This window comes from Pantoea sp. BJFS-204 (assembly GCF_049310725.1).
Lineage (GTDB): Bacteria > Pseudomonadota > Gammaproteobacteria > Enterobacterales > Enterobacteriaceae > Pantoea > Pantoea agglomerans.
Window position 1 is genome coordinate 1,043,013 of record NZ_JBMOWE010000001.1, and the last position, 20,572, is coordinate 1,063,584.

Here is a 20,572-nt window from a genome sequence, read left to right on the forward strand (position 1 = left end):
TCTCTCTCACGAAGTTCTTTGCAAGTCTGCCAGGGCTTATCAGCCGCTGGCACTCCGGGGAAGGTCTTTAACCGGCCAGGTTTTTACTCTGTGACCACTCAATCACAGGGAAAAGTCGCCATGACCAGGAGAAACATTGTTGCTATTGATCTCGGGGCATCCAGCGGGCGCGTCATGCTCGCAAGCTGGGATGCTGCGCAGCGCCAGCTCGCGCTTCGTGAGGTCCGGCGCTTTAAAAATAAGCGCCAGCGTCGTGCCGGTTATGACTGCTGGGATCTGACGATGCTTGAGCAGGAGATACGCGCCGGGCTGGCTCAGTTAGATGAAGAGAAGATTGTGCCAGACAGTATCGGTATCGACACCTGGGGCGTTGATATGGTGCTGCTGGATGCAGAGGGCGAGCCGGTGGGTGAGGCGGTCAGCTACCGCGATGCGCGCACCCACGGCCTGATGGAGCAGGCGCAGCACGAACTGAGCCGCAGTGCCATCTACGCCCGAACCGGCATTCAGTTTCTGCCATTCAATACGCTCTATCAGATGCGCGCCCTGCATCAGCAGCAGCCCGACTGGCAGGCCCGCGTGGCGCATGCGCTGATGATGCCGGACTATCTGCATTATCGCCTGACCGGTAATCTCAACTGGGAATACACCAACGCCACCACTACGCAAATGCTCAATATTCACAGCGGCGAATGGGATCGTGATCTGCTCGCCTGGGCGGGCGTTGCTCCTGAATGGTTCGGCCAGCCGCAGGCACCGGGCAACACCGTCGGCCACTGGGTCAATAGCGCAGGTGTCCCGGTCCCGGTTATTGCTGTCGCCACCCACGACACCGCCAGCGCGGTTCTGGCAACGCCGCTGATGCAGGACGATGCCGCCTATCTCAGTTCCGGAACCTGGTCGCTGATGGGCTTTGAAAGTTTGCAGCCTTATGCCTGCGATGGTGCGTTACGCGCCAATATCACCAATGAGGGCGGCGCAGAAGGCTACCGCGTACTGAAAAATATCATGGGCTTATGGCTGTTGCAGCGCATCTGCGGCGAACTGCAGATTGACGATCTCAGCGCACTGATTGATCAGACGGCCCGCCAGCCCGCCTGTGTTTCACTGATTAGTCCCAATGATGCGCGCTTCATCAATCCCGACAGCATGGTTAACGAGATTCAGAACGCCTGCGCAGAGCAGGGAATGCCGGTGCCACAATCTGCCGCCGCGCTGGCCCGCTGCATATTTGACAGCCTGGCACTGCTCTATCGCGAGGTGATCCAGGAGCTGGCAGAGCTGCGAGGCAAACCTTTCAGCCAGCTTCACGTGGTAGGGGGCGGCAGTCAGAACCGTTTTCTTAACCAGCTCTGTGCCGATGCCTGCCAGATTCCGGTGCTGGCAGGTCCGGTTGAAGCCTCCACGCTGGGTAACGTTGGTTGCCAGCTGATTGCACTTGGCGAACTGATCGATGTGGCTGATTTCCGCTGCAGCGTCATCAACAACTTCCCACTGGAAAAATTCGAACCGCAAACTCACAGCGTCTTCAGTGCCAGTCAGGCACGCTTCACGACGCTGAGTCAACCCGCTAAGGAACCCGCTTATGACTAAGCAGATTGAACAGGCTTTTGAACTGGCTAAACAACGCTACGCTGACAATGGAGTTGATGTTGAACAGGCCATTCGCCAGCTGGACAGCATTCCTGTCTCGATGCACTGCTGGCAGGGGGACGATGTCCGGGGCTTTGAGAACCCACAGGGCGCATTGACTGGCGGCATCCAGGCGACCGGCAACTATCCGGGGCGGGCACGCAATGCCAGTGAATTACGCAGCGATATCGACAAGGCGATGTCTCTGATCCCAGGCGCAAAACGTCTGAACCTGCACGCTATCTATCTGGAAAGTGACAAGCCAGTCGATCGGGATGCCATTGAACCTGCCCATTTCGCCAACTGGGTTGCCTGGGCGAAAGAGCACAACTTAGGGCTGGATTTTAACCCCAGCTGCTTCTCGCATCCGATGAGTGCCGACGGTTTTACGCTGTCGCACAGTGATAAAACCGTGCGTCAGTTCTGGATCGATCACTGCAAAGCGAGTCGCCGCATCTCCGCTTCGTTTGGTGAGCAGCTTGGCACGCCGTCAGTGATGAATATCTGGGTGCCGGACGGCATGAAAGATATTACCGTGGATCGACTGGCCCCGCGTCAGCGTCTGATGAGCGCACTGGATGAGGTCATCTCAGAAAAACTGAATCCGCAGCACCATATCGACGCGGTTGAGAGCAAGCTGTTTGGCATTGGCGCAGAGAGCTACACCGTGGGCTCCAATGAGTTTTATCTTGGTTACGCCGCCAGCCGCCAGACGGCACTATGCCTGGATGCGGGACATTTTCATCCCACCGAAGTGATCTCCGACAAAATTTCTGCCGCGATGCTCTATGTGCCGCGTCTGCTGCTGCACGTCAGCCGCCCGGTCCGCTGGGACAGCGACCATGTGGTGCTGCTGGATGATGAAACTCAGGCGATCGCCAGCGAGATCGTCCGCCATCAGCTGTTCGACAAAGTGCATATCGGACTCGATTTCTTCGACGCCTCTATCAACCGGATTGCCGCCTGGGTTATCGGCACCCGTAACACTAAAAAAGCGCTGCTGCGTGCTCTGCTGGAGCCAACCGACCGTCTGCGCCAGGCCGAGAACGAGGGTGATTACACCGCGCGGCTGACGCTGCTGGAAGAGCAAAAATCATTGCCGTGGCAGGCGGCATGGGAAGCCTGGTGCCTGCGCCATGACGTCCCGGCTGATGCCAGCTGGTTAGGCGACGTCCGCCATTATGAACAACAGATTTTGAGCCAACGTTAAGGATTTCACTATGCAAAGCATTCTTTCTTCCGGGTTTGTTAAGGGAATGGTCAAAGCAACCAGCGATATGTGGCTGAAGGGCTGGGACGAACGTAACGGCGGCAACGTCAGCCTGCGTCTGCTGGAAGAGGAGGTTAAACCTTTTGCCGCTGATTTCTGCCTGCAACCGCGCTGTATTGAGCTGACACAACCCGCGCCGGCGCTGGCGAACGACTGGTTTCTGGTGACCGGGTCAGGAAAATTCATGCGTAATGTCCAGCTTGATCCGGCGGATTGTCTGGCACTGCTGCAGGTCGATGACAAAGGGCTCTCTTATAAAATTCACTGGGGCCTGTCGAATGGCGGTTTGCCGACCTCTGAACTGGCGTCACACTTTCAGTCTCATGCGGTGCGTAAAGCGGTCAGCAAGGGTGCAGACCGGGTGATCATGCACTGTCACGCCACCAACTTTATGGCCTTAAGCTATGTGATTGAGATGGATTCCGCCCGCTTTACCCGCCTGCTGTGGGAAGGGAGTACCGAATGTCTGGTGGTGTTCCCGGACGGTGTGGGTGTTTTACCCTGGATGGTACCCGGCACCGATGGAATCGGCACCGCGACCGCCGGACAGATGCAGTCACATACCCTGGTGATGTGGCCATTCCACGGTGTCTTTGGCACGGGCCCGACACTCGATGAGACTTTTGGTCTGATTGATACGGCGGAGAAATCGTCAGAAGTGATCGTCAAAGTGCTGTCGATGGGCGGTATTCGTCAGAGTATCACCACAGAACAGCTGGTTGCATTGGGTGAGCGATTTGGTGTGAAGCCGTGGCAACCGGCGCTGGATGCAGGGCCTGCTAATGCTGCGTAAAGCCTTTGTGATGCAGGTGAACCCTTATTGCCATGCAGAGTATGAGCGTCGGCACTCACCGATCTGGCCTGAACTGGCCGAAACCCTGAAAGCGCACGGCGCGCATAACTATGCCATCTGGCTGGACGCCGAGCGGCATCTGCTGTTCGCCAGTGTTGAGATTGAATCTGAGGAGCGCTGGAACGCGGTGGCGGAAACGGAGGTCTGTCAGCGCTGGTGGGCATCAATGAAAGATCTGATGCCGTCTAATGCAGATAACAGCCCGATCAGTGAGCCGTTAAAACCGGTTTTCTTTCTGGAATAAAATCGGGAATAAAAGATGAAAAGGGCGGCATCGCCGCCCTGATATTTTTAACGCTTAGCCTGACACAGGCCGGTGAGTGTCGGCCACATCGCCATCAGCGTATCAATAATGCTCTCCAGATCGTCACGCTCAACGCCTTCACGCGCCCGCACCGACATGCCCTGCAGCATACAACTCAGATAACGTGACAGCGCGGGAATGTTTACTGACGCACTCAGTTCGCCACGCTGCTGACGCGCCAGCAGAAAATCTTTTAACACATGCTCCTGCGACTGATGCTGCTGTTGCAGCATGGTGGCAATCTCTGCTGAAGCCGCCGACAGGGCGGTTGAGGTGCAGATAAAGAAACAGCCGCCGGGAGAGTCGCGTTCGGTAAAACAGGCCGCGGTGGCGCGGAAATAGGCTTCAATAGCCCGATCCACCGGTAACTGGTCATCGCCCAATGCCGCTTCACGCCATGCACTGAACTTCTCCACGTAGCGCTCCATCGCCGCGCGAAACAGTCCCTCTTTATTAACAAACTCGGCGTAGAGGGTTGGCGCTTTCGCGCCGGTTGCGGCCACCAGATCGGCCAGAGAAGTTCCCTCGTAACCGTGCGTCCAGAACAGGGTCAGAGCTTTATCGAGCGCTGCTTCGCGATCGAACACTTTTGGTCGGCCGCGGCATTTCTTTACATCGCAATCCTGAACCTGACTCATACACCCTCACTGACAGTAAAACACCCTATTAAATTACCGATCATTATAAAAATGTGCAAGGCCTGGCGTGGATGTCGCCGGCAGGGGTTGCCATTTTGTGCGCCAGCGCATTATTACAGCCCCTTAGGTTAAGTCAGAAAAGAGGCTGAAGCCCATAATCACGCCACTTCGCGAATAAAATAACGCTCATTAAATAAATGTTGACGACAAACCGTATCGGGGTCTATCATTTGTTTAACGGTCATTAATTAAATAGTGACAACCCATTCAGACCAACCGAATTTCAATATTGAATAGAGAGATTATTATGAAAAACATCAAAACCACCCTGGCAGCACTGGCACTGACGACTCTGACTTTTGGCGCATCTGCCGCTGACCTGGTGACCAGCGAACCTGTTAATCAGCAGCCAGTTGGCACCATTTCTGTACTGGGCGGCACCAATCTGTCTTCTGTTGAAGCGCAGTTGAGTGCTAAAGCGGATGAAGCGGGTGCGAAATCGTTCCGCATCACCTCAACCAGCGGCCAGAACAAACTGCACGGCACGGCTGTGATTTATCAGTAACTTTGATTTCAACAGAATAAGTGAGAAGGGGTTCGTTATGAAAAATATCAATATGATGGTCGTGGCGGCGGTGCTAAGCGGTCTGTCATTTGCCAGCGTAGCGGCCCAGCAGGTCAGCAGCACACCGCTGGATCAGCAAAAAATCGGTGTCATCAGCGCAACGGGCAGTACTAATCTGCTTTCGCTGGAGCAGCAACTGTCAGAAAAGGCCAGCGATGCAGGAGCAAAGTCTTTCCGCATCACTTCGACCTCTGGCAGCAACAACCTGCATGGCACAGCCGTTCTTTATAGATAAAGTGAGCGGTAAATAACCCTGAACAGGCTTCAGATAACCCGCTTATCTGAAGCCTTTTTTATTGGTTGCTCTCTGGTTTTATCTAGCCGTTACTGCGTAACTGTGGATAACGACGGAAGATATAAACACACCAGAGTAACGCCACCAGGCCAATCATCCCGCCGACATTGCCAACTTCCGCCATGCTCAGATGCAGGCTGACCTGATTACCCAGCAGCGCACCCGCGCCGATACCGATATTGTAGATACCGGACATCAGCGACATCGCCACATCCGTGGCATCCGGTGCCAGCGACAGCACCCGCACCTGCATACCCAGTCCGATCATCATCATCGCCATTCCCCAGACAACGCACAGCGTTGAGATAGCCGCAGGGCGAACGGCAGCAAAAATCAGCAGGCCCATGCACAGGGTGATCAGGGCGATGGCCGCAATCAGCAGTCCGGAGGGAAACTTATTACCGAGTGTGCTGAACAGTACGCTACCCACAATGCCCGCAGAGCCAAACAGCAGCAGTAGCAGGGTAGTGAAGTTGCCACTGGAATGGGCCACGGTTTGCATAAAGGGCTCGATATAGCTGTAAGCGGTGTAATGCGCGGTAACGACCAGCGTCACCAGCAGATACATGCTGACCAGCGCCGGACGGCGAAACAGCATCGGCACACTGCTCAGCGAGCCGGTATGTTCACTCGGCAGACGCGGCAGGATGCGCACCAGCATAATCATCAGCACCAGTGCCGAAAGGCCAATCGCGCCGAAGGTCGTACGCCAGCCAAGATACTGACCCACCACACGGCCAATCGGCACGCCCAGCACCATCGCCAGAGCGGTACCGGTTGCCAGCATACTTAGCGCCTGAGTTTTCTTACCGGCCGGAGCGACGCGAATCGCCAGCGAGGCGGTGATCGACCAGAACACCGCGTGAGACAGGGCGATACCCACGCGTGACACCATCAGCGACCGGAAATCCCAGGCAACGGTAGAAAGTACGTGGCTGACGATAAAGATCAGGAACAACACACCCAGCAGCAGTCGTCGCTCAATATTGCGGGTCAGCAGCATCAGCGGCAGTGAGAGCAGTGCGACCACCCAGGCATAGATGGTCAGCATGATCCCGACGTCAGCCGTATGCATTGAAAAGTCAGCAGCGATGTCAGATAACAGGCCAACCGGCACAAATTCGGTGGTATTAAATACAAAGGCGGCGATGGCCAGCAATACCACGCGTAGCCAGGCAGTTTTACGTGAAACAGTAGTTGGTTGCATGAGGAGTCAAGTCAGTCAGTACAGCGAATCGGATGCGGCAGAAACATCCAGCGAAAGTGACCTGCGTCACAAATTACTGACCATTGTAGTGAATAAAGCGGGAAGAGAAACCTTATAAACGCCTTTTAATGCTGAAATTTTTTTATCGCCCCATCACAGGGCGATAGCCTGAGGTTATTGACCGCGACGTCGGGCGGGCATCATTCGCAGCAGAGTATTGTCTTTAAGCAGATAGTGATGGAACAGTGCGGCAGCAGCATGCAGTCCGATCAGCCAGTAACCCAGCGGTGCCAGGGTTTCATGCCAGCCAATCAGCATATCCGCCATATCAAAGTCAGGTTCAGGCGCGACCGGCATGCTGATGCCAAACAGCCACCATTCCCGACCTTTAAGATAACGCGATGTCAGGCCGAGGATCGGCAGAGTGATAAACAGGGCATAGAGCAGGGTATGAGTCAGATGTGCCAGCCCGGTTTGCCAGCGCGGCGGAGCGGGAGTAATGGGCGGTGTGCGATGCCGGGTGCGTAAAAAGAGGCGGGCAAGCATCAATACCAGGATGGTCGCGCCGGCGCTGAAATGGGTAATGATCATGGCATAACCCTGCCAGGATCCGCGCTGTGCAAAACCGCGCAGTTCAATGGTGGCGTAGGCCGTCACCACCAGTAAAAAGGTGAGCCAGTGAAGAGCTATCTGAGCGCGCGCAAACTTATCCCGCATTGTGCATTCCATTAAAGAGAATCAGAAAGATTAACATAACGGAAAACAGCGGTAATTCTTAACAAATTAGCGCAGCGGGAAAAATTTTTTCCACCTTACCAGGTGGATCAGATTAACGCGAAGCCGGGGTGTGCTTCAGGGCCACGCTGAGCTGGGTGGCCTGCTGGTCAACATTTTTGAGAGGACAACAATTTTCACAGCCGATTGCGCCAGCATAATATTTTTTAGCCTGCAGGATGGCGGCATTCACATGGTAAAAACTGCCCAGAAACATACGGTTATCGATGTCGGGAAGATGGGGGCAGCCTGCGGCATGAACCACATGATTATTGTTATATCCTGATTGTTTATTGACGTAGTAGTAGAGAGCCACAGGCGTTCCTTGTTGCCGTGTTAAAAGGCAAAGCAGATGAATTATTACAATAAAAACGATTATAGCGGGAAACCTGCATTTTGTTTGCTGTGGCTCTGAATAGCGCGTTTATTGTGATAAACCGACAGGCCCGCAGGAGAAGCCAGGCCTGGCATGAGAAGACGTTCTCAGAGTTTTTTACTGTGCAGACGCCAGGCAACCAGTAACGCCAGCATCAGCAGCACGCTGATAAACAGCGTAATCCCGCTCCAGCCAAAGTTATGCCAGAACACGCCACCCAGCGTACCCGCGACGCTGGAACCCACGTAGTAGCTGAACAGATAGAGCGAAGAGGCCTGGCCTCGTGCCCGGCGCGCCCGGGGGCCAATCCAGCCGCTGGCGACCGCGTGGGCGGCAAAAAAACCGGCGGTGAACAGCATCATCCCAGGCAGGATCAGCCAGAGGGAGTTGAAGGCGGTAATCAGCAAACCCAGCAGCATGATGGCGGTAGCACCCAGCATCACCGGTCCCCGACCCAACCGGTTGGTCAGCGCGCCCGCCTTAGGCGAACTCCAGGAGCCGGTGAGGTAGACCACTGATAACAGCCCGACCACAGCCTGGCTGAGATGCCAGGGCGCATCCAGTAAACGGTAGCCAATATAGTTAAACAGGGTGACAAAGGCTCCCATCAGCAGGAATCCTTCGGCAAACAGCCAGGGAAGGCCCGGATCGCGCCAGTGCAGCCGGAAGTTAATCAGCAGATTACGCGGACGCAGCGTAATGGGCCGGAAATGGCGCGACGCAGGCAGGATTTTCCAGAACATCAGCGCCGAGGCCAGCGAAAAACAGCCGATTACCGCCACGGCGAGTCGCCATGAGAAGAGGTCAGTCAGCACGCCGCTCAGCAGTCGACCGCTCATCCCGCCTATCGAGTTACCGCTGATATATAACCCCATGGAAAAGGCGACGACCCGTGCATCCATCTCCTCGCTGAGGTAGGTCATGCCGACCGCCGCCACGCCACTCAGCGACAACCCCATCAGCGCCCGCATAATCAGAATGCCGTGCCAGCTGGTCATGGTGGCCGAGACCAGCGTGCAGATGGCGGCCAGCATCAGGGCTGTGACCATCACCGATTTACGACCGATAGCATCAGAGAGCGGCCCGGTGACCAGCAGGCCCAGCGCCATCAGGCCGGTCGAGATGGAGAGCGACAGGCTGCTGGTTGCCGGAGAGATACCAAACTGCTGTGACAGCACCGGCAGAATCGGCTGCACACAGTAGAGCAGGGCAAAGGTCGCCAGCCCGGCGGAGAAAAGCGCCAGCGTCACGCGTATAAACTGTGGCGAATCCCGGCGGATATGACCTGAAGCGGCAACAGACTCTGGCGGCGCAGAAACCGCATTCTCATCCACTGTGACAGCATGTGTTGAGCGACTCACACATCTTCCTCAAATTTAGAAAACCTGTCGTCAGCTTAGGAAAGCGGCATTATGATGTCTAATATATTAATAATCTCAAATGAGACGTTTAAGATATGAATATCGAACTGCGTCATCTGCGCTATTTTGTTGCGGTGGCGGAAGAGTTACATTTCGGGCGGGCGGCCCAGCGACTGAACATTTCTCAGCCGCCGCTCAGCCAGCAGATTATTCAGCTGGAAACAGAAACGGGCGCAAGGCTGTTCAATCGCACTAACCGCAGCGTGCAGCTTACCGCTGCCGGACAGCAACTGCTGAGTGACGCCCGCGCGATTCTGTTGCAGGTCGAGCAGGCGGCCGATCGCGCCGCCCGGCTGCATCGTGGTGAAGAGGGGGAGCTGCGGATTGGCTTTACCTCCTCGGCCCCGTTTACCGCCGTGGTCTCTGACGCGCTATTCCGGTTTCGTCAGCGCTGGCCGCAGGTACATATTCAGATGCAGGAGATTAATACCCGCCAGCAGCTGGCACCGCTTCATGATGGACGGCTCGATCTTGGCGTGATGCGCAACACGCCGCTGCCCGCCGATCTGCGTCATCAGCTGCTGCTGAGTGAGCCGCTTTATGCCGTGGTGCATAAGGCGCATCCGTTGGCTGACGCCGATAAAATCTCTGTCACTGCCCTGGCGGCGGAACCCTTTGTCTTCTTTGATCCTCAGGGCGGAACCGCGCTCTATAGCGACATTCTGGCGCTGCTGCATCGCTACCATATCAAGCCCTTTATTACCCAGGAAGTGGGTGAGGCGATGACCATCCTTGGGCTGGTGGCAACCGGGTTAGGCGTCTCCATTCTGCCTGCCTCATTTCGTCGGGCGCGGCTGGCCGATCTGGTCTGGTTGCCATTAACGGAAGAGGATGCCATTTCAGAGCTGTGGCTGGTCTGGTCAGCCGGACGCGAAATAAATGCGCAGATGGAAAACATGATGGCGTTGCTGCGGCGAAACCGGCCCTGATGCGCGGGCAACACCGTATCAATCTGTGCGATAAATCACATTTCTAATCAAATATTTGACGCTGTCGCCGGATCTGGCTCACCATGGCGCATGTTTATTTAGAAGCGCGAAAATAACCGGGAGCAGGGTTGTGAATCCGGACAGTCAACCTGGCCACATTGACCAGATCAAGCAGACTAATGCAGGTGTCGTATATCGATTAATTGACCGTTATGGTCCCATTTCGCGTATCGAACTTTCCCGCCGTGCCCAGCTTGCTCCGGCCAGCATTACCAAAATTGTGCGTGAAATGCTGGACGCACATTTAGTGCAGGAGACCGAGTTTCAGGATCCCGGCAGTCGTGGTCGTCCGGCGATAGGCCTGATACTGGATACCGACGCCTGGCACTATCTCGCTATTCGCCTGCATCGCGGCGCCATGACGTTTACGCTGCGCGATCTCAGCAGCAAGGAACTGGTGGAAGAGAGCCTGCCGCTGCCTGATGAGTCTGCTCAGCCGTTACTTACCGCGCTGATTGAACAGGTTGATGCCTTCTTTATTCGTCATCAGAAGAAACTGGAACGCCTCACGGCCATTGCCATTACATTGCCAGGGCTGATCAACGCCGCGTCAGGTGTGGTGCATCGGCTACCGGGTTATGAGGTGCGCGATATGCCGCTGGGCGATGCGCTGGCGGCGCGAACCGGCTTACCGGTGTTTGTGCAGCACGATATTTCAGCCTGGACGCTGGCGGAGTCGCTGTTTGGTGCCTCACGTGGGGCGCAGGATGTAATTCAGATTGTGATTGATGAAACCGTGGGAGCCGGGGTGATCAGTGGCGGTCAGCTGCTGCATAAAAGTGGCAGGGCGCTGGTCGAGATCGGGCATACTCAGATCGACCCGTATGGTCAGCAGTGCTACTGCGGTAATCATGGCTGTCTGGAGACCGTGGCCAGCACCGGCAGTCTGCTGGCGCTGGCGGCGCAGCGTCTGCCTGCCCAGCCCGACAGCCTGCTCAATAATCAGCCGCTGACGCTGGAGTCGCTGTGCGCGGCGGCGCAGTCTGGCGACCGTCTGGCGCGCGACACCATCGCCAGCGTGGGTCATCATGTTGGCCGGATTCTGGCGATGATGGTCAACATCTTCAATCCTCAACATATTCTTATCGGTTCCCCCCTGAATGCCGCCGCGGATGTGCTGTTTCCGGCCGTGAGCAACACCATTCTGCAGCAATCACTCCCGGCCTACAGCGCGAGTATCCAGCTGGCACCTACCGAATTTAGCGAGCCGGGAACGTTAGGCGGCGCAGCGCTGATCAAAGACGCGCTCTATAACGGACACCTGTTAGTGAAACTGTTGCAAGGTTAAGCGGGCCTAATCTTGCGCTAACGCAATCTGTTCTCATCCTCCATTCCTTAAAATGCCGGTTCGCAGCAAGGTTAATCACCGATTAACCGCAACGGTTCGAGAGGAGAAGTTGAGTGAACAGACTATTTGTTACCGGCACTGACACCGCAGTGGGCAAAACGGTGGTCTCACGCGCCCTGTTACAAAGTTTTATCCAGGCCAGGCTCAGTGCCGTCGGCTACAAGCCCGTCGCGCGCTGCGCGGTCAAAACCGCCGACGGCCTGCGTAACAAAGATGCACAGGTTCTGCAAAGCGCTTCATCCATCGATTTACCCTATCAGGCGATCAATCCGCTGGCCTTTCAGGAAGAGGAGATCTGCACCCATCCGAGCCAGATCATTGATTACGCATTGCTGACACAGGGCTTAAGCAGCCTGACGCAGCAGGCCGATCGCGTGGTCGTGGAGGGCACCGGCGGCTGGCGCAGCCTGATGAACGATGGACGTCCGCTCTCCTGCTGGGTCGTTGAGCAGCAGCTGCCGGTGGTGCTGGTGGTCGGTATCCAGTCGGGCTGTATCAGTCACGCCCTGTTAACCGCAGAAGCGATAGCGCAGGATGGACTGCCACTGTTGGGCTGGGTGGCCAATCGCATCAATCCGGGACTGGCGCAGTACAGCGATATTATTGAGATTCTGCGTGAAAAAATTAGTGCGCCGCTGCTGGGCGAGCTGCCTTATCTGCCGCGTGCAGAACAGCGTGATTTGACGGCTTACATCGATATTTCTCTGCTGGAGCAGAACAATCTGCACGCTGTGAGTGCAAAGATCGCCTGATTATGAAACAAACTAAGTCATCTGAGTCGGCAATGAGCCTAAAGTTTCAGGCTTGTTGTCGGCTGTCTTTAACTATTTCCATTTAGAATTGAAAGACCTGGCTCGGATATCGCGAAATCGTGGCGTCATGGCGCAGAAAATGCATTAACTCCGCTTATCACACTGAGCTGGAGCCCCATCATGTCGCACTCGCACGAGAAAGGTTTGTTATATGGGCTTGAAGCCCGCATCGGCCCCGCCCCGGCGTTTTTCGCCGCACTGCAACATCTGCTGGCCAGCGTGGTGGGAATCATCACGCCGCCGCTGATTATTGGCTCCGTTCTGGGGTTGCAGGCCTATATTCCTTATCTGATCAGCATGTCATTGTTCGTTTCCGGCTTAGGCACGTTTATGCAGGCCAGACGCTTTTATGGCATCGGGGCGGGCATGATCTGTCTGCAGGGCACCAGCTTCGCGTTTCTGGGGGTGATCCTCTCGGGTGGTCTGATGGTGAAAGGGCGCGGTGGTTCGCCGGAAGAGATTATGGCGATGCTGTTTGGCTGTAACCTGGTGGCGGCGTTGATTCCGATTCTGATCAGCCGCTGCGTTGGCTCGCTGCGCAAAGTGCTGACGCCGGTGGTGACCGGCACGGTGATCACCCTGATTGGCATCAGCCTGATAAAAGTCAGCATTACCGACTGGGCGGGCGGGCACAACGCCACAGATTTTGGATCGCCGGGAAATCTGGCGCTGGGGGCGCTGACGTTGCTGGTGATCGTGGCGCTGAACCGCTCGCGAAATCGCTGGGCGCGGCTGGTGGCGGTGGTGGCCGGAATCGCGGTGGGATGCGTTGCCGCGGCCTTGACCGGTCATCTGCAACTTAATGTTGCGCCGGAGAGCAACTGGCTGGTGCTGCCCGCGTTCTTCCGGTTTGGTTTTGCCTTTGACTGGACCATTTTCCTGCCGATCGCGCTGGTGTCAGTGATCGCGGTAATTGAAGCCGTCGGTGACCTTACCGCTAACTGCCTGATTTCACAGCAGCCGATCACCGGCAAACCTTTTCAGCAGCGGTTGCAGGGTGGCATTGTCGCCGACGGCCTGAGCTGTGTGCTGGCAGCGGTCTTCTCCGCCTTTCCCAACACCACGTTTGCGCAGAACAATGGCGTTATCCAGATGACCGGCGTCGCCAGCCGTTACGTCGGTATGCTGCTGGGAATCATGCTGGCGCTGCTGGGGCTGTTTCCCTTTATTGGCTCCCTGTTGCAGCAGATCCCGCCGCCGGTGCTGGGCGGGGCGACAATCGTGATGTTTGGCAGCGTGGTTGCTGCGGGCATCCGTGTGATGACCCAGACGCCGCTGGGTCGCCGCGAGATGCTGATTGTGGCGATCGCTTTTGGTATTGGTCTGGGCGTGGAGGCGGTGCCGGATGTGCTGAAGCAGTTCCCGCCGCTGATTAACAGTCTGTTTGGTCATGCGGTGACGACCGGCGGTATTCTGGCGATTGTGCTGAACATGGTGCTGCCGGACGAGGCGCCTGTGGTGGAAGAGGTGGAGGCGGAAACGCTGACGGAGAGCTAAAAAGCAGAAGAGCCGATGTATCTCTCACATACGGCTTAAAAATCCAAAGCGATGGGAGCATATGCCTGTATCAAAGCATCGCGGACCAGGGATGGGCCGCGCTGAGCATGCCATGGATGGCATCTTTTGCGTCTTTGCTACAGGCGTATGCTCCCTGAGCTACTACCTGAATTGACAGACAGGACAGGCCGTGACTTAACTGGCTTTAAGATGGAGTCTGCGAAGGGAACAGGGTCAGATCGGAAAGTCGCAAAAGCCGCCATCCGTGGCACGCTCGGCCCGCGCAATTACGCACCTCATCCCTGAGGTGCGCCCGTACCGGGCCAACGCGTTGCGTTGTTCAAAAACGCTCCCGGCGTTTTTGTCCATGGCGCGGGACGCTTTCCTCCTCTGACCCGGTTCCCTGCGCGTTAAGCTTGTTTGTTGCTGTCTGATTTACCCAGGCTTGGGTATATCTGCTTATATCTGCTGTTTTAATGGGCCGGTAAGACCCATTTAGGTGACGAAATTATGGATTCAGACGACGGCGGGTACGACCAGAACTGAGGTAATCCGCAATATAATCCTGCGAAATCTCACCGCTGTAGCGACCCTCTTCATCGACAATCGGCATCCAGACCGTGTTGTGCTCATAGAGTTTTGACAGCACCACGCGCAGGTTCTCTTCCGCTTTACCGGTGACCTTAAAGGTGTGCAGTCGCTCTTCACAGCGGCCACTGACGTTACGCGCCTCGCGACGCTTCACGAAGCCCAGCGGTTTGCCATCCTCATCGACCACGGTAATCGACCGCATATCGTTCTCATCCATGGTGCCAAAGGCTTCTTCCAGCGGAGTAGAGCGGTGGACGGTGATGGTCGGCTGCTGGTCAGTCACATCGCCCGCCTGCACCAGTAACAGGCGCTTAAGCGTACGGTCCTGACCCACAAACGAGCCGACGAACTCATTGGCAGGGGTCGCCAGCAGTTCATCCGGGCTGGCGCACTGCACGATTTTACCCTGACCAAATACCGCAATGCGATCGCCTAGCTTCAGTGCTTCGTCAATATCGTGGCTCACCAGCATTACGGTTTTTTTCAGCTGACGCTGCATGTCGAGAAACTCATTCTGGATCACTTCGCGGTTAATCGGGTCAACGGCGCCAAACGGCTCATCCATCAGAAGCACCGGTGGATCCGCCGCCAGGGCACGAATCACCCCAATACGCTGCTGCTGACCGCCGGACATCTCTCGCGGATAGCGATGCAGGAATTTGGTGGGATCCAGCGCAACCATGCTCATCAGCTCGGTAGCCCGCTCGTGGCACTGCTTTTTGTTCCAGCCCAGCATGCGTGGCACCACGGTAATGTTCTCTTCGATGGTCATGTTGGGAAACAGACCAATCTGCTGGATAACATAGCCAATGTTGCGGCGCAGGGTGGTGGTGTCCTGTGTACTGGTATCTTCACCATTAATCAGGATCCGGCCACTGGTGGCGGGAATCAGGCGGTTAATCATCTTCAGCGTGGTGGTTTTCCCGCAGCCCGAGGGTCCCAGCAGCACGCACATCTCACCGGCTGGCACGTGCAGGCTGACGTTATCGACGGCTTTATTGGTCGTGCCGTTTTTCTGGGTAAAGGTTTTCGTCAGGTTTTCCAGCGTAATCATTATCGAATCCCCTTTGGAGTCAGCGCCTGCTGCAAACGGTGCAGCAGCCAGTCAAGAAAAATAGCCAGCAGACAGATCATCAATGCCCCGGCAATCAACATACGAATATCACTGCCGCTGATACCATCCAGCAGCAGCTGGCCCAGACCGCCCGCGCCAATCACGGCGGCAATCGCCATGACGCCAACGTTCATTACCACGGCGGTACGGATGCCACCGAATATCACCGGCAGCGCCATCGGGATTTCAACCCAGCGCAGGCGCTGCCAGAAAGTCATGCCGATACCACGGCCCGCTTCACGCAGGCCGTCCGGCAGATTCTCCAGCGCGGTGTGGGTGTTGCGAACAATCGGCAGCAGCGAGTAGAGGAACACGGCGGTAATCGCCGGCAGCGCGCCAATGCCCTGACCGATGAGTGAAAACAGCGGGATCATCAGACCAAACAGCGCAATGGTGGGAATAGTCAGCACCACGGTGGCGATACCGAGAATCGGCGTTGCCAGCCATCTTACACGCACGATCAGAATGCCAAGCGGCACGCCAATCACAATTGCCAGTCCGACCGCGACCAGCACCAGCCAGCTGTGCTGCCAGCTCAGGGTGAGCAGGGTGCTCCAGTTATCCATGATGTAGTGAAGGGTATCCACAGTGCCTCCTTACAGCATGTTTTTGGATTTAAGGAAATCACGCGCCACGGTTTCCGGTGACTGATGATCGATATCGACCCGCTTGTTCAGCTCCGTTATCGCCTCATCGGTGATCTGCGCAGAAAGCTGATTAAGCGCGGTATCCAGCCCCGGATGACTCGCCAGCACATCCTGACGCACAACCGGCGTCACGTTGTAGCTCGGGAAGAAGTGCTTATCATCCTCCAGTACTTTCATGTTGAAGCCCTTAACCCGGCCATCGGTGGTGTAGATCAGACCGGCATCCACGAATCCGTCGCGAATCGCGTTATAGACCAGACCGGGGTCCATCTGGCGGATCTGCGGGCGATCCAGCGTCAGGTTGTAGGTTTTCTGCAGCGGCTTCATGCCGTCTGAACGACCCGAGAACTCCAGGTCCAGACCCAGTCGCCAGTTATGATCCGGATCGGTTTTACGCACCTGCTCAATCTTCGCAACCAGCTGCGACATGGTGCTGATGCCCTCTTTTTCGGCCCGTTCACGGGTCATGGCAAAGGCATAGGTGTTGTTCATTGGTGCCGGGTTAAGCCAGACCAGCCCCAGTCTGGCATCCAGCTTTTTCACCGTCTCATATGCCTGCTGTGAAGACATCGGCTGGTTGATATGGTTAAAGATGATCAGCGAGGTGCCGGTATATTCCCAGACCATATCAATCTGCTTATTCAGCAGCGCATTACGGCCAATGGTGGTGGCGATATTGCGTTTAGGCACCACCTCGAAGCCTTTCTTCTGCAGCCAGAGCACCGTCATTGCTGACAGGATATGCTGCTCGGTAAAACTTTTGGTCGCCATCACCAGCGGTGCAGCAGCCTGTGCCGTCTGGCTTAACAGCAGTGTCGCGGTCAGCGCGACAACGCTTTTCTTAATCCAACGCGTTAGCATTGCAAAGCTCCTTGTGGTCAGGCCGCAGCGTGCGGACTCAGAAAGCGGCCCAGCGCGGCCAGCATCATATCCAGTACCAGTGCCACCAGTGCAGTGGCGACGGCGCCGAGTATCAGCGTCGGAAAGTCATTCAGATAGATGCCCGGGAAGATCAGCTCGCCAAAGCTGCTGGCGCCAATCAGGAACGCCAGTGGGGCGGTGCCGACATTGATGGCGGTGGCGATGCGCACGCCAGAGAGGATGACCGGCAAGGCATTCGGCAGCTCTACCTGACGCAGACGCTGCCATTTGGTCATGCCGATGCCGTTGGCCGCCTCAATCAGCGACGGGGGAACTGCGCTCAGACCAGAGAAGGTGTTGCGGACGATAGGCAGCAGCGAAGCCAGAAACAGCGCAATCAGCGCCGGACGGTCGCCAATCCCGATAATAACCATCGCCAGAGCCAGTACCGCCAGTGGTGGCAGGGTGTTACCGACATTGAAAATCTGCATCACGTACTCTGCCCAGCGACGTGCAAACGGGCGACTTAGCAGGATGCCGCTGGGGATACCGACCAGCAAAGCGAACAGCATTGACCAGAAGACTAAGAAGAGGTGTTGTTGCCCGAGATAAAGCAGATCGACTTTACGTGCGACCAGCTGATCCCAGCCAAGGCCCCAGATCAGCACCGCGATCACCGCGACCACTGCAAGCAGTGCCAGACCGGCGCGTCGGGCCAGTGAAGCATTTTGCATAGGAGAATCTCCCTGATTACGATCTCAATTGTTATAACAACCATAAACAGCCCGACAGGTACGGCAAAAAATGCCGCCGCGCCCAATACCGAAACTGCGATAAAATGTAGATAAAATGACTGTTTACCCACTCTTTTTCAGTGAATACTGAATAAGATGGTGTAATGCTATAGCAGCCCTTTATTGCACAAGCCAGCTTTTAAGCCACAAATCAGAGAGATAGAAACAGGTTAAAATGGTGTTAAAGCCGCGTAGCCGCTGGGCTAATGCGACAATAAAAAATTTTCATCGACTTCTGGTGACACTGTCACAGAGGGCGCAGAAAATGCGCACGCGCGGGAAACTGCATTGTCTGTTTTTCAGCTAGCCTTGCAGATTAAAAAAGGAACCCTATGACTGAAAGCGCACAACTCCGGACCGGACATCGCCACTGGATCTTAATCGCCTGCATGCTGGCGATGTTTATGGCGGCCATTGAAGTCACTATTGTGGCCACCGCGATGCCCACCATCATTGCTGACCTCGGCGGTTTTTCGCAGTTTGGCTGGGTCTTCTCGATCTATCTGCTGACCCAGGCGGTCAGCGTGCCGCTCTATGGGCGGCTGGCGGATATGGTGGGTCGCAAAACGATGTTTTTTGTCGGCACGTCGATTTTCCTGGTGGGGTCGGTGCTGTGTGGCTTTGCCCATACCATGACCTGGCTGATCCTGTTCCGGGCGTTTCAGGGCCTGGGGGCGGGGGCGATCATGCCGCTCAGCTCCACCATCGTGGCGGATATCTATTCGCCGCGCGAACGCGCCAGCGTGCAGGGCTGGCTCTCCAGCGTCTGGGGTGTAGCGGCGATAGTGGGGCCGCTGACCGGCGCGTGGCTGGTACAGCACTTTAGCTGGTCGGTGATTTTCTGGGTCAATCTGCCTATCGGCCTGATCAGCATGCTGATGCTGTGGCGCTGGCTACCGTCGCACCAGAAGGAGGAGAAGTCGCAGCCGCTGAACCTGGCGGGCAGCGGCTGGCTGATGCTCTGCGTGACGGCCTTGCTGATTGCGCTGTTGCAGGCGGAACAGCTGGGCGTCTGGCTGGTGCCGTTTCTGCTCTTCTCACTGTTCGCTGGCTGGCAGCTCAGACGCCACGAGCTGCATTCAGCGGCACCGCTGTTTCCGCTGATAATCTGGCGCAGCCGGCTTATCGTGGCGGGTAATGCGGGCAACCTCATCATCGGGGCGGCCATGATGGGCATCAGCGCCTTTCTGCCCACCTGGATTCAGGGGATCAGCGGCGGTTCACCGTTACAGGCGGGCAGTGTGCTGGCGATGATGTCGATTGGCTGGCCGCTGGCCAGCACCCTCAGCGGCAGACTGATGCTGCACACCTCCTACCGCTTCACCGCCCAGCTTGGGGCGCTGTTGCTGGTGACCGGCAGTGCCTTGCTGCTGTTTTTACAGCCCGCAAGCTCACTCTATCAGGCGGGCTTTACGGCGTTTCTGATCGGTACCGGCATGGGAATGACCAGCACCACGTTCCTGGTTTCAGTACAAAACCAGGCGGATTACCAGATTCGCGGCATCTGTACCGCTTCAATTATGTTCAGCCGGATGATCGGGTCGGCGGTAGGGACGGCGATCATGGGCGCGGTGCTGAATCTCAATCTGCAGTGGCGTTTGCCGCAGGTCGAGGATCCGGTGCAGAAGATTATGTCCGAACCCAGTCGTCAGCAGTTACAGCCGGAAACCCTGCAGCAGATAGTCGCATCGATTGCCGTCTCACTGCACTGGGTGTTCGTGGTGGCACTGGTGATTGCGCTGTTTGCGGTGGGTGTGGCATGGATGATGCCGCGTCAGCGGCCGGAACAGGCGGACTAACAGGCAGGGCGACAGGATGTCGCCCTGATTTGAACAGAACTACTGGGCAGGTGAGTCCTGCGAACTGCCGGCACTGGCAGGTACGCTGGCTTCGTTGTCACTGCCTGAGCGCTTATAAACAATTTTTTGTGTGTCGTTCTCACAATGTCCGACGACCTGGCCACCCGCCTGATCAACCTGATCGTTGGCGACGATGTCGAGACTAAAACCCGACTCAGGCACACCGTTCTGAATAATTTTCTGGCTGATTTCGGTTTTTACCGATTCACAGGATGCCTGCGCCATCAGCGGCAGAGCAAATAACGCCGCGCTTAACAAAACCCTCTGTAGCTTCATCACGTCTTCCTTATGTTAGTCGTCGTCATTACTATAGCTCAAATTTACGGCGCTACCGGGCGACCGGAACGGCGATCCAGACAACGCAGGGTGTTGGGCTCCCAGTAGGCGTTGAGATTGAGGCTCTGCTCGCACTTGTCGCGGGTATCAAACGCACGATCGGTTTTATCAAACTCTTTTTCGACGCGGGTGTTCACTTTGTTGCGCAGCATGCGCGTGTCATTCCATTGCTCTTTATCCTGGCGCGCTGCTTCATTGCTCAGCGCGGAACTGCCATCTTCGATAATCAGACGATTAGTATTCGCAGTGGCAGTGAATGCCGCAGTGGAGAGGAGAACCATCAGCACGGCAGGGATCATTTTTTTCATCACACTATCCTTTAGTTAACG

At 56.2% G+C, this 20,572-nt stretch carries 22 protein-coding genes; 11 read left to right on the forward strand and 11 right to left on the reverse strand.

Translation table 11 applies throughout. From position 1 onward, the window contains the following. The first annotated feature begins 120 nt into the window (after window positions 1-120). The 4 genes from rhaB to rhaM are packed head-to-tail and all read left to right on the forward strand — an operon-like array spanning window position 121 to window position 3,999. A complete protein-coding gene (rhaB, locus tag ACO6VX_RS04730; protein WP_422457793.1) occupies window positions 121-1,593 on the forward strand; it encodes a rhamnulokinase in 1,473 nt (490 codons plus the stop codon). Next, window positions 1,586-2,842 (forward strand): L-rhamnose isomerase, encoded by a 1,257-nt coding sequence (locus ACO6VX_RS04735; RefSeq protein ID WP_422457794.1) that lies wholly within the window; start codon window positions 1,586-1,588, stop codon window positions 2,840-2,842. The genes rhaB and ACO6VX_RS04735 overlap by 8 nt, the downstream gene beginning before the upstream one ends. Window positions 2,843-2,852: 10 nt before the next feature. Further along, entirely contained in the window at window positions 2,853-3,695 is an 843-nt protein-coding gene (rhaD, locus tag ACO6VX_RS04740) for a rhamnulose-1-phosphate aldolase (protein ID WP_422457795.1), read from the forward strand. Then, window positions 3,685-3,999: an L-rhamnose mutarotase gene (rhaM, locus tag ACO6VX_RS04745; protein ID WP_010670186.1), complete on the forward strand. Its 315-nt coding sequence runs from the start codon at window positions 3,685-3,687 to the stop codon at window positions 3,997-3,999. The genes rhaD and rhaM overlap by 11 nt, the downstream gene beginning before the upstream one ends. A gap of 47 nt (window positions 4,000-4,046) precedes the next feature. Here the strand turns inward: rhaM and ACO6VX_RS04750 are convergent, their stop codons facing one another. After that, on the reverse strand, window positions 4,047-4,697 hold the full coding sequence (locus ACO6VX_RS04750; protein ID WP_010244765.1) for a TetR/AcrR family transcriptional regulator: 651 nt from the start codon (window positions 4,695-4,697) through the stop codon (window positions 4,047-4,049). A gap of 307 nt (window positions 4,698-5,004) precedes the next feature. On the opposite strand from ACO6VX_RS04750, the gene bhsA (ACO6VX_RS04755) reads away from it, so the two are divergent. Beyond that, window positions 5,005-5,262, forward strand: coding sequence for a multiple stress resistance protein BhsA (bhsA, locus tag ACO6VX_RS04755; protein ID WP_031592385.1), 258 nt, complete (start codon window positions 5,005-5,007; stop codon window positions 5,260-5,262). A 37-nt stretch (window positions 5,263-5,299) separates the two neighbouring features. Further along, window positions 5,300-5,557: a multiple stress resistance protein BhsA gene (bhsA, locus tag ACO6VX_RS04760; RefSeq protein ID WP_033757723.1), complete on the forward strand. Its 258-nt coding sequence runs from the start codon at window positions 5,300-5,302 to the stop codon at window positions 5,555-5,557. A gap of 82 nt (window positions 5,558-5,639) precedes the next feature. Here bhsA (ACO6VX_RS04760) and ACO6VX_RS04765 read toward each other — a convergent pair whose 3' ends face one another. The 4 genes from ACO6VX_RS04765 to ACO6VX_RS04780 all read right to left on the reverse strand — a co-directional run bounded on the left by ACO6VX_RS04765 (window position 5,640) and on the right by ACO6VX_RS04780 (window position 9,335). After that, complete coding sequence (locus ACO6VX_RS04765; RefSeq protein WP_422457798.1) at window positions 5,640-6,824, reverse strand: sugar transporter; 1,185 nt, start codon at window positions 6,822-6,824, stop codon at window positions 5,640-5,642. 174 nt (window positions 6,825-6,998) lie between these two features. Then, on the reverse strand, window positions 6,999-7,541 hold the full coding sequence (cybB, locus tag ACO6VX_RS04770) for a cytochrome b561 (RefSeq protein WP_010244777.1): 543 nt from the start codon (window positions 7,539-7,541) through the stop codon (window positions 6,999-7,001). 112 nt (window positions 7,542-7,653) lie between these two features. Further along, window positions 7,654-7,914 (reverse strand): hypothetical protein, encoded by a 261-nt coding sequence (locus ACO6VX_RS04775; RefSeq protein WP_010244780.1) that lies wholly within the window; start codon window positions 7,912-7,914, stop codon window positions 7,654-7,656. Between the two features lie 167 nt (window positions 7,915-8,081). Continuing rightward, entirely contained in the window at window positions 8,082-9,335 is a 1,254-nt protein-coding gene (locus tag ACO6VX_RS04780; RefSeq protein WP_422457799.1) for an MFS transporter, read from the reverse strand. A 95-nt stretch (window positions 9,336-9,430) separates the two neighbouring features. Here ACO6VX_RS04780 and ACO6VX_RS04785 point away from each other — a divergent pair, with 95 nt between their 5' ends. The 4 genes from ACO6VX_RS04785 (at window position 9,431) to ACO6VX_RS04800 (ending at window position 14,041) form a co-directional block, all read left to right on the forward strand. Beyond that, on the forward strand, window positions 9,431-10,324 hold the full coding sequence (locus tag ACO6VX_RS04785) for a LysR family transcriptional regulator (protein WP_010670180.1): 894 nt from the start codon (window positions 9,431-9,433) through the stop codon (window positions 10,322-10,324). Between the two features lie 130 nt (window positions 10,325-10,454). Further along, window positions 10,455-11,672, forward strand: coding sequence for a sugar metabolism global transcriptional regulator Mlc (gene mlc / locus ACO6VX_RS04790; protein WP_010244790.1), 1,218 nt, complete (start codon window positions 10,455-10,457; stop codon window positions 11,670-11,672). 113 nt (window positions 11,673-11,785) lie between these two features. Next, the gene (bioD, locus tag ACO6VX_RS04795; RefSeq protein WP_249654583.1) at window positions 11,786-12,484 is read left to right on the forward strand and encodes a dethiobiotin synthase; all 699 of its coding nucleotides are present in this window, start codon (window positions 11,786-11,788) and stop codon (window positions 12,482-12,484) included. 180 nt (window positions 12,485-12,664) lie between these two features. Next, window positions 12,665-14,041, forward strand: a complete 1,377-nt coding sequence (locus ACO6VX_RS04800) for a nucleobase:cation symporter-2 family protein (protein ID WP_010670178.1) — start codon at window positions 12,665-12,667, stop codon at window positions 14,039-14,041. Window positions 14,042-14,549: 508 nt separating this feature from the next. Here ACO6VX_RS04800 and osmV read toward each other — a convergent pair. Genes osmV through ACO6VX_RS04820 form a run of 4 tightly spaced genes read right to left on the reverse strand, consistent with a single transcriptional unit; the run spans window position 14,550 to window position 17,988 of the window. Continuing rightward, window positions 14,550-15,686 carry an osmoprotectant ABC transporter ATP-binding protein OsmV gene (gene osmV / locus ACO6VX_RS04805; protein WP_191924495.1) on the reverse strand — a complete coding sequence of 379 codons (1,137 nt, stop codon included), beginning with the start codon at window positions 15,684-15,686 and terminating at the stop codon, window positions 14,550-14,552. Further along, window positions 15,686-16,333 (reverse strand): osmoprotectant ABC transporter permease OsmW, encoded by a 648-nt coding sequence (osmW, locus tag ACO6VX_RS04810; RefSeq protein WP_010244802.1) that lies wholly within the window; start codon window positions 16,331-16,333, stop codon window positions 15,686-15,688. The genes osmV and osmW overlap by 1 nt, the downstream gene beginning before the upstream one ends. 9 nt (window positions 16,334-16,342) lie before the next feature. Beyond that, the gene (locus ACO6VX_RS04815) at window positions 16,343-17,254 is read right to left on the reverse strand and encodes a glycine betaine ABC transporter substrate-binding protein (RefSeq protein ID WP_010670177.1); all 912 of its coding nucleotides are present in this window, start codon (window positions 17,252-17,254) and stop codon (window positions 16,343-16,345) included. A 17-nt stretch (window positions 17,255-17,271) separates the two neighbouring features. Next, on the reverse strand, window positions 17,272-17,988 hold the full coding sequence (locus ACO6VX_RS04820) for an ABC transporter permease (RefSeq protein ID WP_010244807.1): 717 nt from the start codon (window positions 17,986-17,988) through the stop codon (window positions 17,272-17,274). A gap of 392 nt (window positions 17,989-18,380) precedes the next feature. On the opposite strand from ACO6VX_RS04820, the gene ACO6VX_RS04825 reads away from it, so the two are divergent. Beyond that, window positions 18,381-19,847 carry an MDR family MFS transporter gene (locus ACO6VX_RS04825; RefSeq protein WP_346462007.1) on the forward strand — a complete coding sequence of 489 codons (1,467 nt, stop codon included), beginning with the start codon at window positions 18,381-18,383 and terminating at the stop codon, window positions 19,845-19,847. Window positions 19,848-19,886: 39 nt separating this feature from the next. Here the strand turns inward: ACO6VX_RS04825 and ACO6VX_RS04830 are convergent, their stop codons facing one another. Beyond that, window positions 19,887-20,183 (reverse strand): DUF1161 domain-containing protein, encoded by a 297-nt coding sequence (locus ACO6VX_RS04830; protein WP_010244813.1) that lies wholly within the window; start codon window positions 20,181-20,183, stop codon window positions 19,887-19,889. Window positions 20,184-20,227: 44 nt separating this feature from the next. Beyond that, a complete protein-coding gene (locus tag ACO6VX_RS04835; protein WP_010244816.1) occupies window positions 20,228-20,551 on the reverse strand; it encodes a DUF1283 family protein in 324 nt (107 codons plus the stop codon). Between the last annotated feature and the right edge of the window lie 21 nt (window positions 20,552-20,572).

What these genes read in the sequence shown, in the direction of transcription:
- rhaB (WP_422457793.1), top strand. Translation starts at nt 121, where the DNA reads ATGACCAGGAGAAACATTGTTGCTATTGATCTCGGGGCATCCAGCGGG.
- ACO6VX_RS04735 (WP_422457794.1), top strand. Translation starts at nt 1,586, where the DNA reads ATGACTAAGCAGATTGAACAGGCTTTTGAACTGGCTAAACAACGCTAC.
- rhaD (WP_422457795.1), top strand. Translation starts at nt 2,853, where the DNA reads ATGCAAAGCATTCTTTCTTCCGGGTTTGTTAAGGGAATGGTCAAAGCA.
- rhaM (WP_010670186.1), top strand. Translation starts at nt 3,685, where the DNA reads ATGCTGCGTAAAGCCTTTGTGATGCAGGTGAACCCTTATTGCCATGCA.
- ACO6VX_RS04750 (WP_010244765.1), bottom strand. Translation starts at nt 4,697, where the DNA reads ATGAGTCAGGTTCAGGATTGCGATGTAAAGAAATGCCGCGGCCGACCA.
- bhsA (WP_031592385.1), top strand. Translation starts at nt 5,005, where the DNA reads ATGAAAAACATCAAAACCACCCTGGCAGCACTGGCACTGACGACTCTG.
- bhsA (WP_033757723.1), top strand. Translation starts at nt 5,300, where the DNA reads ATGAAAAATATCAATATGATGGTCGTGGCGGCGGTGCTAAGCGGTCTG.
- ACO6VX_RS04765 (WP_422457798.1), bottom strand. Translation starts at nt 6,824, where the DNA reads ATGCAACCAACTACTGTTTCACGTAAAACTGCCTGGCTACGCGTGGTA.
- cybB (WP_010244777.1), bottom strand. Translation starts at nt 7,541, where the DNA reads ATGCGGGATAAGTTTGCGCGCGCTCAGATAGCTCTTCACTGGCTCACC.
- ACO6VX_RS04785 (WP_010670180.1), top strand. Translation starts at nt 9,431, where the DNA reads ATGAATATCGAACTGCGTCATCTGCGCTATTTTGTTGCGGTGGCGGAA.
- ACO6VX_RS04800 (WP_010670178.1), top strand. Translation starts at nt 12,665, where the DNA reads ATGTCGCACTCGCACGAGAAAGGTTTGTTATATGGGCTTGAAGCCCGC.
- osmV (WP_191924495.1), bottom strand. Translation starts at nt 15,686, where the DNA reads ATGATTACGCTGGAAAACCTGACGAAAACCTTTACCCAGAAAAACGGC.
- ACO6VX_RS04815 (WP_010670177.1), bottom strand. Translation starts at nt 17,254, where the DNA reads ATGCTAACGCGTTGGATTAAGAAAAGCGTTGTCGCGCTGACCGCGACA.
- ACO6VX_RS04820 (WP_010244807.1), bottom strand. Translation starts at nt 17,988, where the DNA reads ATGCAAAATGCTTCACTGGCCCGACGCGCCGGTCTGGCACTGCTTGCA.
- ACO6VX_RS04825 (WP_346462007.1), top strand. Translation starts at nt 18,381, where the DNA reads ATGACTGAAAGCGCACAACTCCGGACCGGACATCGCCACTGGATCTTA.
- ACO6VX_RS04830 (WP_010244813.1), bottom strand. Translation starts at nt 20,183, where the DNA reads ATGAAGCTACAGAGGGTTTTGTTAAGCGCGGCGTTATTTGCTCTGCCG.
- ACO6VX_RS04835 (WP_010244816.1), bottom strand. Translation starts at nt 20,551, where the DNA reads ATGAAAAAAATGATCCCTGCCGTGCTGATGGTTCTCCTCTCCACTGCG.